The sequence below is a fragment of the Lactococcus sp. S47 genome (assembly GCF_016517475.1).
Taxonomy (GTDB): domain Bacteria; phylum Bacillota; class Bacilli; order Lactobacillales; family Streptococcaceae; genus Lactococcus; species Lactococcus lactis.
Genome location: NZ_JACVUB010000002.1, coordinates 165,816 through 177,899 on the forward strand (window position 1 = coordinate 165,816; position 12,084 = coordinate 177,899).

Below are 12,084 nucleotides of genomic sequence, written 5' to 3' on the forward strand. Positions count from 1 at the left end.
TTAAATATTTTTTAAGTTTAATTTATAAAATAGATTAACAATCTTAAAAAAATGCTTTTCAACTTAAAATATGCTAAACTTAAAGGGTAAAAATAAATATTTGCACAATGGGTCTATTGACAAAACTGTCAGTAGCGAGAAATACCATCTGACCTGATCTGGGTAATGCCAGCGTAGGAATGTGTTAAGACAAATGTCTAATTTCTAACCCTCCTTTTGTGCGCATCAAAAAGGAGTTTTTTTATGTCTAATTCTAAGTTCAATGTCCGTTTGTTAACGGAAATTGCCTTCATGGCGGCACTCGCCTTCATCATCAGCCTTATTCCAAATACTGTTTATGGCTGGATTATTGTTGAAATCGCCTGTATCCCAATTCTTATTCTCAGTTTTCGTCGCGGCCTAACAGCTGGACTTGTCGGTGGATTAATCTGGGGAATTCTGTCAATGATTACTGGGCACGCTTATATTTTAACCTTGTCTCAAGCCTTCCTTGAATATCTCATCGCCCCTGTTTCACTTGGAATTGCTGGACTTTTCCGCCAAAAAACAGTCCCTCTAAAACTTGCACCAGTTCTTTTGGGAACTTTTGTTGCTGTTCTTCTTAAATACTTCTTCCATTTTATTGCCGGAATCATTTTCTGGAGCCAATACGCTTGGAAAGGCTGGGGAGCCGTGGCTTATTCTCTTGCTGTCAATGGAATCAGTGCAATTTTTACTGCTATTGCTGCATTTGTCATTTTGATCATTTTCGTCAAAAAATTCCCCAAACTTTTCATTTATAGCAATTACTAATAAAATCTGTCAGTAACTTTTACAAAAAATAAAATCTGTCAGTAAAATTACTTTATCTTGTCAGTCAGCATAAATTCTTCTATAATAAAGCTATGTCTAAAAAGCAAAAATTAAAGAAAACACTTGTAGAACAAATTCTTGATAAGGCAAAAATTGAGCATACTGGACTTGCAATTAACGCTTTAGAAAGTAATAGCCTCCCTGTGGATATCAGTCGCAGTGATATTTATAAAACCCTAGCACTAATCGGCGATAAAACTGGTCCTGTCATTGGTATTCTTCCACTGACAGAGCATTTATCAGAAAAAAAATTGGCCAAAGTTTCGGGCAATAAAAAAGTAAGCATGATTCCTCAAAAAGACTTGCAAAAAACGACAGGTTATATTCACGGTGCAAATAATCCTGTGGGGATTTGGCAAAATAAAAAATTCCCAATTTTCATTGATTCTATTGCCTTAGAGCACGACTTTATCGTTTGTTCAGCTGGCGAAGTTGGGCGTAGCATAAAAATCGCTCCTAAAGTCCTTGCTGACTTTGTTCATGCTCAATTTGTCGAAATTAGAGAATAAAATTACTGACAGAATTTCTGTCAGTAATTTTTTGTTTATTAGAGCAAGAGTTTGCAAAAATTCTTCTTTTTTAGTATATTTTATTTTATACATAAAACAAAGGATTCTTAATGCAAAATACAAAATTATATTCTTTAATCCTAATTGCTCTTGGTGCAGCAATTATTGCGGTTCTCTCTCCTCTGTCTATCCCAATTGGTATTGTGCCCGTCACCTTACAAACACTTGCCGTAGGACTTGTTGCCACAGTACTAAAAGCGCGTGAAACTTTTTTTGCTATCTTACTCTATCTCCTGCTAGGATTTATTGGAATTCCCGTATTCACTGGAGGGACATCAGGAATTGCGGTTCTTTTTGGTCCAACAGGTGGTTTTCTAATTGCCTTTTTAATAATGGGAACCCTTATTTCTTTTGGCCTTCATCAAATTAATTATAAGACCATCCCTGCTTTTATCATAAATATTGTAGGACACCTGCTTATGTTAGTTATCGGAACATTGTGGCTCAAATTTTTTACCAATGTCGACTGGTCATTGGCCTTAAAGCTTGGATTCACACCATTTGTCATTGTTGAAATTATTAAAGCTGTCCTTGTCACTATCTTTGGCTTAGCACTTATTCGTGCACTTTCTCACACAAATAAATACTTTACAAACTAAGGCAAAACCGATACAATTAGTCTATGTTTATAAAAGTACTTATGGCGCTTTATCCCCTTATTGTCTTTATTGCATTGGTTTTCATTTTCAAGTTTTTTAGACTTCGTCACTTAACCAATCGCAAACTAAAAATTCCAGATGTTTTTACAATATTTCTCATCTTAGGGATGCAAATTTTTTCTAAAAATGTTACAAGTATCAGCATCATTCCATACTACCTGCTAATCATTTCTGGCTTAGCGCTTGTTTTGTTGTTGCTTGATTTGCTTTATTATAAACAATTTACCTATCGTCGCTTTTTAAAACTCTGGTGGCGCTTGACCTTCTTTATTACTTTGATTATTTATCTTATCCTTATTGTGATAACATTTACCCATTAAATAAAAGCCCTGAAATCTCAGGGCTTTTATTTATTTCCTAATTCTTTTAAGAGAACACCAAATTCTTCTTCAGATAAAGTAATTCCTTTACCCATTTTTTCATGGTCAGGTGACCAAGTACGAATGTCATATTTAGGTTCAGCATCATTCCAAGAAACACGATTTAATTCTTTACGCCAACCTTTTGCATTTTCAGAGAGAACAATCAATTCTTCAATGATTTCAAATTTTAATTTATCAGCCATCTTATTTCCTTTCTCATTAGTCTATACGAAAATAAATCACTTTTGTCACTCTTCAATCAATTGAATATCTACACCAACAGCAGTCAATTTTTCAATAATGTGGTCATAACCACGTAGGATAAACTCAATATTAGAGATTTTTGTAGTTCCACTGGCAATAATTCCAGCAGTAACCAAAGCCGCACCAGCACGTAAGTCAGTTGCTTGAACACAACTACCAGTTAATTCATTGGGAGCGTCATAAATAATTCGATCATCTAAAACAGAAATATTAGCACCCATACGAGCTAATTCAGGGACATGATTGACACGTTTTTGATAAATCGTATCAACAATTGAACCACGACCTTTTGCTTTCAATAAAAGTGGTGTAATTGGTTGTTGCAAATCCGTCGCAAACCCTGGGTAAGGAACAGAAGTAATATTGACTGATTTTAGATTTTCTGATTTATGAACTTCAATACTATCTTCACGAATGGTCAAACCTACACCCATTTCTTCAAGTTTAGCAATGAAAGATTCCAAGTGTTCATAAATAACATTTTCAATGATGACACCATCTCCCATAGCAGCTGCTAAGGCAAGATAAGTTCCCGCTTCGATACGGTCAGGAATCACCGTATGTTGAGCACCGTGCATTTCATCCACTCCAGTAATGCGGATAATGTCAGTCCCAGCTCCTCGAACTTGTGCGCCCATATTATTTAGAAGTGTCGCCACATCAATAATCTCAGGTTCACGGGCAGCATTTTCAATGATAGTTAAACCTTTTGCACGACTAGCAGCAAGCATAGTATTAATTGTTGCCCCAACAGAAACAACATCCATATAAATGGTTGTTCCAACTAACGAATCACCAATCACTTCTAAGTGCTCAGCTTCTTCTTCTTGAATCTTCTTAGCCCCTAGAGCTTTAAAGGCTTTATCATGTAAATCCGTTGGACGAGGGCCTAAATCACAGCCACCAGGCAAGCCTACTGTTGCCTGACCAAAACGTCCCAAAAGTGCCCCATTGAAATAATAAGAAGCACGTAAAGAGTTGATTTTTCCATAAGGAAGGGGACGAGAAACAACACTGCGTGTATCAATCACAAGTCGTCCTTCTTCAAGATTTCGTTCAATTTTTGCTCCCATGATTTCCATGATTTCGACTAAACTTGCGACATCAGAAATATCTGGAACTCCTTCAAGCGTTACAACATCGTTAGCTAAGATAGTTGCTGGAATCAAAGCGACTACTGAATTTTTTGCGCCAGAAATTGGGATGGTTCCTGAAATACGCTTCCCACCATTAATTACTATTTTTTTCATATTATTTCAAAATCACTTTTCACATTTTTATTGTCTTAAAAAAATTATATTTTTAAGAACCGCTCTCTATTTTAACATTTTATAGTAGTTTTTCATAGACTTTTTTATCTAAATAAAAAATCACAGCTAAAATTTTAACTGTGATTTTATTTTCCATTGCTTAACTGAATAATCTCTTATTCAAAAACAAATTGATTGTGATAAAGTTCAGAGTAGAAGCCACCTTGAGCAACGAGTTCATGGTGATTTCCTTCTTCGATAACTTCACCATCTTTAAGAACAACAATCTTATCTGCATTAAGAATTGTTTTCAAACGGTGAGCAATAACGAATGAAGTACGACCAGCAATAGCAGCTTCCATCGCCCATTGAATTTGTTGTTCAGTTACTGTATCCACATTTGAAGTTGCTTCATCCAAAATCAAAAGTTCTGGATTTGTCAAAATGGTACGTGCGATAGAAATTTGTTGTTTTTGACCAACTGAGAAGACTGATTCATCATCTGAAACATGTGTTTCGTACTTGTCAGGTAAGCTATCAATGAAATCATGAATGTGAGTTGTCTTAGCCACTGTTTCAATTTCTTCTTGAGTAGCATTTGGTTTACCAAACTTGATATTATCAGCAATCGTTCCATCAAAGAGAACAGACTCTTGCAAAACAATTCCGACATTTGAACGCAAGCTATCTAAATCAAATTCACGAATATCAGTTCCATCAAATTTAATTGCTCCACCATTAACATCGTAGAAACGGTTCATCAAGTTCATAACTGTTGTTTTACCTGAACCAGTTGGACCAACGAGGGCAACCATTTGTCCTTTTTTAACATCAATATTAACTTTTTTGAGGACTGGTTTTCCTGGAAGATATTCAAAATCAAGATTTTCGATTTGAATTCCGTCTTTAATCGTATCAAATTTCTTACCATTTTCAGGACGAACTTCTTCTGGTTCATCAAACATGACATTCAGACGAGTTGCCCCTGTGATGGCAAGTTGAAGTTGACCAAAGTTTGATGAAATTTGCATGATTGGGTTGTAGTAACTTTGAACGTATTGAACAAAGGCAACCAAAAGCCCTAAACCTGTGGCAATTGACATGCTATCATCGTTAAGAACATAGGCCGTTCCACCAAAGATAACAATGGCAATTGATAAAAGTTGGAAACCATTCATCAATGGGAAAATCATACCAGACCATGCTTGAGCAGCAAAGGTACGTTTTTTAACATTTTCATTGTGTTCCAAGAATCCATTAATAGAATCTTCTTGTAAACCTTCAACGATAATTGCTTTTTGCCCAGAGATTTTTTCATCCATATAGGCATTAAGTTGTGAAACTTCTTCTTGTTGTTTGTCTGTTGCTTTTTTCGATTGACGAATGATAATCACAGCAGATAAAATAGCAACTGGAGAAGCGGCAACTGTCAACCAAGCAAATGTCACATCTTTATTGAAAATCTGGATAATGACACCCACAAAGACCGCAGCATTTGAAATAACTGAAACGAGTGCTTGGTTTAAAGTATTTTGAATGTTATCCAAGTCAGATGTGAAACGAGCAAGGATATCACCATCTTGATGACGGTCAAAATATGAAATTGTCAAACGTTCAAGTTTACCAAACAAACCTTTACGCATGCGATTTGTTGAATGAGCAACGATACGGCTAAAGAGCAAGGTATAAATCAACATTGATACACCTGTTGCTACATAAACTGCAAGCAATTGCCACATTCCTTTCATGAATGTAGAAGTGCTGGCTGCATGTGAAGTTGCCACTGTTTTAAGTGTTTCTAAAGTTGTTCCTTTAGGAAGATTAGCAGTGATTTGGTCTTGTGCTGCTTGTGGCAAAGATTTCACAACTTCAGGAACATTGTGCCAATCTACTGTTTGGTGCATTTGTTGGCTTAATTGTTGAGCAATTTGTTGTAGTGCATCTTGGGATTGACCAGCATGTTGATGTGTAAAGAAGTCAGTCACATATTTAGTCAAATTAGTGATGGCGTCCCCCAAAAGTGATGGAGAAACAACCTGTAACCAAGTTGCTAAAATGATGAAAATCATAATTACAGCAAATTGGAGTTTATATCTTTTCAGATAGAGGTAAAAAAATCGGATGGCACGTGTGGTGTCAGACATTTTTCTTGTTGATTTGGTATTTTCCATGTCTTAGTCCTCCTGTGCTTTCTGTGTGTCGTAGATTTCTTGGTAAATTTTATTCTCAGCAACTAATTCTTGGTGAGTTCCTTGACCAACAAGTTTTCCTTGGTCAAGAACCAAAATATTATCTGCATGAACCACTGATGAAATCTTTTGAGCAATAATAATTGTGGTTGTGTCTTTAAGGTCTTTATTCAAAGCTTCTTGAACAAGTTTTTCAGATTTAGCATCAAGGGCTGATGTTGAGTCATCTAAAATTAAGACATTTGGATTTTTAACAACTCCACGTGTAATTGAAAGTCTTTGCTTTTGACCACCTGAGAAGTTATTTCCGCGTTCTTCAACTTCAGAATCATATTGACCATCTTTAGTTGTAATAAATTCTGCGGCTTGGGCAATGCGTGCAGCACGAGTCATTTCTTCATCAGTTGCATCGGCTTTCCCTTGTTTAATATTTCCAGCAATTGTTCCTGAGAAGAGAATGGCTTTTTGAAGAACAATAGAAATATTTTTCTTCAATGTCCCACGACTAACTGTTTTAAGATCTTTTCCACCAACTGAAACGGTACCTTCTGTTGGGTCAAAGAGTCTTGGAATCAATTGTGCCAATGTAGATTTACCAGCACCAGTCGCTCCGACAATCCCAACCATTTGACCAGGTTCTACTTCAAAGCTAATATCTTTAAGTGTTGGTTCTTCATCATTAGGATAAGAGAATGACACATGGTCAAATTTGACAGAACCTGAAAGAACTTCATCTTTAGCATTTTCATCAAATTTCATGGCTGGATCAGTATTTAACACTTCATTAATACGACCAATTGATACCATACCACGTGAAGCAAACATTGAAATCATACCACCCATGATAATGGCAAACATAATCATTCCCATATAAGTCATGAATGTAGCAATCCCACCAATACTATCTTGGGCAACTGTTGTTGACTCTGTTACAAAAGTTGAAACAAAGTAAATAGCAAGCCAAATTGCTCCTTGAGCAATCACAGTAAAGAGTGGAATCATTGCTGAGAAGAGTTTTCCTACTGCCCAGTTATGATCGTAAAGTTCATCAGAAGTTTCATCAAAATCTTTGATTTGATTTTTTTCTTGAACGAATGATTTAACGACACGTGAACCACGCAAGTTTTGTTTAGCAATGGCGTTAATACGGTCCATCAATTTTTGGAAAGCCATAAAGTGAGGGCCCATGCGTCCCATTAAAACGGCTGTGACTAATACGATTAAAACAATTAAAAGAACTGTAATCCACCATAATCTTGGAAGAGTCGTGATAGAAAGAACAACCGCACCAATCAAAAGGACTGGAATCCGCATCAAAATTTGGAAAACCATCATCATCAAGTTTTGAACTTGTGTGACGTCATTTGTCATCCGAACAACAAGGTTTCCGGCATTGAACTTTTCAACATTTTCATAAGAAAATGTATTGATTTTTTTGTAAGTCGCTTCACGAACGTCTGCTCCAATTTCTTGGGCAATACGTGCCGCTGAAAGTGTACTAAAGATAGCAAAAATTATCCCTATCCCAGCAACAACCAAAAGCTCAACTCCATATCCTGAAACCTTGTCAGCCATTTGATGACGGCTATAAGTTGTTGATGACATTACGGTCATAATTCGTTTCATGATTTGGGGCTGGTAAAGCTGTACTCCTGCATAAATAAAGGTTGAAACGATTGAGAATAAGGCAACCCATTTATGCTTCATGATTGATTTGAAAATCATAAAATTCCTTTCTAGAGTTAAATAATGTAAATAAGTTTACATTAAATTGAATTTTCAATTTCATTTTACTTCAAAATAATTTCAATAAATTTTTTGAGAAAATAATTATAACATTATTTTTTTTAGTAAACAAGCATTAATTGTTAATGCTGTTAAATATTACAATAGTTAGTTTCAAAAAAGATAAACTAACAAAAATATTGTAACGCTTTTCAAAGTTTAAGTCAACAATTTGCGACGAATATTTTTTACCTTCATCCCTTATTTAGTAACTTAAATTTTAATTGGAAATTATTTATTAGATTCATCTTTTTTATTTGCTTCTAAATTTTCAATAATTTCATCGACTCTAGACCAAGATTCAAAAGCAAGTCGCATATTTTCATGACCAATTTCTGTCAAGCGGTAGTATTTACGACGGCCACCTTGGCTTTCGTCTCCCCAATAAGAACTGATAATCCCATCCTTTTCAAGTCTTTTAAAGATTGTATAGAGCGTGGCTTCATTAAGCTCCATTTCTCCATTTGAGGCTTCTTTGACTTGCTTGATAATGCCATAAACATAATTATCCCCTTGTTTTAAGACATTGAGCAAAATGACATTGGTTTGGGCGCGTAACATTTCCTTTGGTATTTCTGCCATTCTTTTTCCTTTCTATCATTTTAAACAAAGTATATTATACTTCACATTACTATGTAAGTCAAGGTACTTGAATTTTTTATATAATTATTTTATTTTTGACTGATTTCTACTACATTAATATAGTAGAAAGTGGGTATTTTTATATAAATTAGTCAGCCCTTATTTTTTATTTATATTTTGTGAGCCCTTGTTATAAAAGCTTTTTTGGCAATAGATACAAACTTTCATTCAAAATTTTGTTATAATGGAATGATGTAAATTTGGGAGGATTCATATGGCAGCTTCAAGTACAAACAATCTGAAACTCGCTGAAAAAGGAGTTTGGGTTTCTATTATCGCTTATATTGTTTTATCCATTGGACAAATTGCTTTTGCAGCAATTGTGCATTCTAGTGCTCTTCAAGCTAATGGTTTTAACAATGTGACTGATATTATGGGAAATATTGCAATTTTGATTGGTCTTCGACTTGCTCGAATTCCAGCAGATAGTGATCATGTTTATGGTCACTGGAAAATTGAGTCAATCGCTAGCTTAATTTCTAGTTTTATCATGTTTTTCGTTGGTTTTGAGGTTTTAAGAGAAACAGTTATGACACTTCTTTCTGGTAAAGAAGAAGCCATAGACCCACTGGGAGCTCTTGTTGGTCTATTCTCAGCTTTTGTCATGCTGGGCGTTTATCTTTATAATCGGGCATTGGCTAAAAAAACGAACTCACAAGCGCTGTCAGCAGCAAGTAAGGACAATCTCTCTGATGCGGTGACTTCTATTGGAACTGTGGTTGCTATTTTAGCAAGTAGTGTAGGCTGGGAGTGGCTTGATACTGCGATGGCTGTAGTTATTTGTGGTTTCATTTTAAAGACTGCTTATGATATTTTCCATGAATCTGTTTTTAGTCTCTCTGATGGTTTTGATGAAAATCTTGTCGAAGAATATCGCGAAGCAATTTGCTTAGTTCCAAAGGTAAAAGGGGTTAAGCTTGTCCGAGGTCGTTCTTATGGAAGTAATATTTTCCTTGATGTAGTGGTTGAAATGTCTCCTGATTTAAGTGTTTTCGAGAGTCATGAAGCGACCGAGTTCATTGAGAAAATGTTAATTGACAATTATGGTGTTTATGATGTTGATGTCCACGTTGAACCTGCTGCCTTACCTGAAGAGGAACATTACGCCAGTCGCTCACTTGAACTTTTGGCAAAAGAAGAACAGTTTTTAAATCTGGAAAATTTGGACAAATTAACTGACAGTACTTTTCAAGAAATTCTTGCTGATGGAAAAATCATCAGTGCTTCTGATAAATTGATAGATTTTGCAAAAATTACTGACGAAAATTCTGTCAGTAAAAATAATGACTCTAAAAATTCATTGACAAGTCTGTCAGTAATTCCATTAGCAATAAATCACTATAGTAGTTCACAAGTCAGCAAGAAAACATTTATTTTAACTTATGATTACTGGAAAAATGAACAAAATTTTGTGGTTACAAGTATCTGGCGACGCAATGACTATTGGCGCTGTATTTATAGACAGACAACTTTAAAAAGAGAGGAAAAGTGATTATGACCAATCTTCAGCAAAATCAGGAACAAATCATGACTTCTTTAACTGATTTATTTAATAAGATTGATGCCTATTACAAGCCACAAATGGAGGCTGAATTCTCAAATATTTCGTTATCAGAAATTGAAACGATTGAATTTATTGCTAAAACCCCTTATCCAAATGTGACCAAATTAGCTCATCATCTCTACATGACACGTGGTGCTGCCAGTAAAATCGCTAAAAAACTGCTCAAAAAAAATCTCGTTGAATCTTATCAAATTCCTCAAAATAAAAAGGAAATCTATTTTCGCTTAACAAAAGAGGGTCAAGAAATTAATGACCGTCACGAAAGTTTGCACCAAAAATTTTCAGAAAAGGATCAAGTTATCTTCGATGAATTAACTGATGAGTCTGTCAGCAATATTTTAGAATTTCTCAATAAATACAATAATCATCTTGATTCTGCTATTCGGAATAATATTGAAAAATAATTCTGTCAGTAAATTAATTTTTACTGACAGTTTTTTTGTTTGTTTTTTTGTTGACACGGAAACAATGTTATGATATACTATTTTTGTTTCCAGGGAAACTGTGTAGAAAAGTGAAATCACAAGTCTATAGATTTCACTTTAGCAGACGCAAGTCTGCGCAAAAAACTTCCTAAGAAATCATCATCAATTATTGTAATTGAGTTCAGACCGCTAGAAGTTTATGAAAAAGACAAAATTTTGAACCTGCCTGTTGGGTAGAACCACCAATTTTTCTAAATTTCATCGCTTCAACACAGTCGGGCTCATATCTTATGGAGGTTTTACCTATGAAAATTAATAAACACGCCCTCACTTTTGGGCTTATCACCACTTTCCTGACAGGACTTGGTTTTACAATCATCTCACCAGTCGTTCCTTTTATGGTCGCACCTTTTGCTAATGCTCATGACCAAGCACTCATTGTCACTAGTTTAATGGCAATCTATGCACTATGTACTTTCTTTGCCGCTCCTGCTCTTGGTTCTTTATCAGACCGCTTTGGTCGTAAACCTATCTTACTGATTTCTTTAGCTGGCTCTGCTCTTGGTTATCTTATCTTTGGCTTAGCTGGTAGTCTCTGGATGCTTTTTCTCGGACGAATCATTGATGGTTTAACTGGTGGAAATATCGTGACCCTTTTTGCTTACTTCGCTGATATTACTGATGAAGAAAATCGAACTAAAGTTTTTGGTTGGACAGCCGCCGCTGTTGGTGTTGGAACAATTTCTGGCCCAACAGTTGGAGGACTTCTAGCTCATTTTGGCAATTCAGTTCCCTTTTACTTCGGCGCCCTAATCTCAATCGCCAATCTTCTTTACGGTGCATTCGTAATGAACGAGAGCTTGCCCGAAACTCATCGCACACGTAATTTTTCCCTTAAACAACTCAATCCTTTCACTCAACTTTTTCAGCTCTTACGCATGAAAAATCTCAATCGTCTGCTCTTTGCCGGTATCTTACTTTGGCTACCAAATGGTGCACTCCAAGCAATTATTAGTCAATTTTCATTAGATTCTTTTGCTTGGACGCCTGTATTAATTGGTCTAGCCATATCCATCATGGGTTTAATGGATATCTTGACTCAAATCTTTATCATGCCAAGACTTCTAAAATTAGCTAATGAAGATAAACTCATCCGTTTGGCACTAGTCTGCGAAATTATTGCTTACCTTCTTTTCGCACTTTCTGCTTTTTCTAAAATGTGGCCCTTCTTCATTCTGGCAATGTTTATCTTTGCTTTTGGAGATAGTATTTTTGGAACTGCCTTTAACGGTAAACTTTCAAAATCAGCGACTTCTTCCGAACAAGGTAAACTTCAAGGTGGAAGTCAAGCACTTCAAGCACTTACTCGCGTGATAGGCCCTTTAATTGGTGGACAAATCTATATCAGCCTTGGTCATTTCGCTCCAGCACTCATGGGATTTATCTTTCTAATTATCGCTCTACTTGTGCTATCAAAAACAAAGTCAGACCAAGAATGAATAAAAAAAATCACCTCAAAAAGG

At 35.6% G+C, this 12,084-nt stretch carries 12 protein-coding genes and 1 riboswitch; of the genes, 7 read left to right on the forward strand and 5 right to left on the reverse strand.

The features are described 5' to 3' along the window. Nucleotides 1-97: 97 nt before the first annotated feature. A riboswitch (TPP riboswitch) is annotated at nt 98-197 on the forward strand. Between the two features lie 46 nt (nt 198-243). The 4 genes from thiT to IAE52_RS03245 all read left to right on the forward strand — a co-directional run bounded on the left by thiT (nt 244) and on the right by IAE52_RS03245 (nt 2,400). Beyond that, complete coding sequence (thiT, locus tag IAE52_RS03230) at nt 244-792, forward strand: energy-coupled thiamine transporter ThiT (RefSeq protein WP_162551422.1); 549 nt, start codon at nt 244-246, stop codon at nt 790-792. A 92-nt stretch (nt 793-884) separates the two neighbouring features. After that, nucleotides 885-1,361, forward strand: a complete 477-nt coding sequence (locus tag IAE52_RS03235) for an aminoacyl-tRNA deacylase (protein WP_003131680.1) — start codon at nt 885-887, stop codon at nt 1,359-1,361. Between the two features lie 110 nt (nt 1,362-1,471). Beyond that, the gene (locus IAE52_RS03240; RefSeq protein ID WP_200136663.1) at nt 1,472-2,020 is read left to right on the forward strand and encodes a biotin transporter BioY; all 549 of its coding nucleotides are present in this window, start codon (nt 1,472-1,474) and stop codon (nt 2,018-2,020) included. 23 nt (nt 2,021-2,043) lie between these two features. After that, the gene (locus IAE52_RS03245; protein WP_015425786.1) at nt 2,044-2,400 is read left to right on the forward strand and encodes a DUF3397 domain-containing protein; all 357 of its coding nucleotides are present in this window, start codon (nt 2,044-2,046) and stop codon (nt 2,398-2,400) included. Between the two features lie 26 nt (nt 2,401-2,426). Here IAE52_RS03245 and IAE52_RS03250 read toward each other — a convergent pair whose 3' ends face one another. The 5 genes from IAE52_RS03250 to IAE52_RS03270 all read right to left on the reverse strand — a co-directional run bounded on the left by IAE52_RS03250 (nt 2,427) and on the right by IAE52_RS03270 (nt 8,512). After that, nucleotides 2,427-2,645 (reverse strand): YdbC family protein, encoded by a 219-nt coding sequence (locus IAE52_RS03250; protein ID WP_003131683.1) that lies wholly within the window; start codon nt 2,643-2,645, stop codon nt 2,427-2,429. Nucleotides 2,646-2,690: 45 nt separating this feature from the next. Next, nucleotides 2,691-3,956, reverse strand: a complete 1,266-nt coding sequence (locus IAE52_RS03255; RefSeq protein WP_012897169.1) for a UDP-N-acetylglucosamine 1-carboxyvinyltransferase — start codon at nt 3,954-3,956, stop codon at nt 2,691-2,693. A 176-nt stretch (nt 3,957-4,132) separates the two neighbouring features. Further along, complete coding sequence (gene lmrD / locus IAE52_RS03260) at nt 4,133-6,127, reverse strand: multidrug efflux ABC transporter LmrCD subunit D (protein WP_003131686.1); 1,995 nt, start codon at nt 6,125-6,127, stop codon at nt 4,133-4,135. A 3-nt stretch (nt 6,128-6,130) separates the two neighbouring features. Further along, nucleotides 6,131-7,852: a multidrug efflux ABC transporter LmrCD subunit C gene (gene lmrC / locus IAE52_RS03265; RefSeq protein ID WP_047205617.1), complete on the reverse strand. Its 1,722-nt coding sequence runs from the start codon at nt 7,850-7,852 to the stop codon at nt 6,131-6,133. A gap of 309 nt (nt 7,853-8,161) precedes the next feature. Then, complete coding sequence (locus IAE52_RS03270) at nt 8,162-8,512, reverse strand: PadR family transcriptional regulator (RefSeq protein ID WP_003131688.1); 351 nt, start codon at nt 8,510-8,512, stop codon at nt 8,162-8,164. 274 nt (nt 8,513-8,786) lie between these two features. On the opposite strand from IAE52_RS03270, the gene IAE52_RS03275 reads away from it, so the two are divergent. The 3 genes from IAE52_RS03275 to IAE52_RS03285 all read left to right on the forward strand — a co-directional run bounded on the left by IAE52_RS03275 (nt 8,787) and on the right by IAE52_RS03285 (nt 12,060). Next, nucleotides 8,787-10,064: a cation diffusion facilitator family transporter gene (locus tag IAE52_RS03275; protein ID WP_021722392.1), complete on the forward strand. Its 1,278-nt coding sequence runs from the start codon at nt 8,787-8,789 to the stop codon at nt 10,062-10,064. Nucleotides 10,065-10,066: 2 nt separating this feature from the next. Continuing rightward, on the forward strand, nt 10,067-10,540 hold the full coding sequence (locus tag IAE52_RS03280) for a MarR family transcriptional regulator (RefSeq protein WP_003131690.1): 474 nt from the start codon (nt 10,067-10,069) through the stop codon (nt 10,538-10,540). A 326-nt stretch (nt 10,541-10,866) separates the two neighbouring features. Continuing rightward, the gene (locus tag IAE52_RS03285) at nt 10,867-12,060 is read left to right on the forward strand and encodes a tetracycline resistance MFS efflux pump (RefSeq protein ID WP_010905276.1); all 1,194 of its coding nucleotides are present in this window, start codon (nt 10,867-10,869) and stop codon (nt 12,058-12,060) included. Nucleotides 12,061-12,084: the final 24 nt, after the last annotated feature.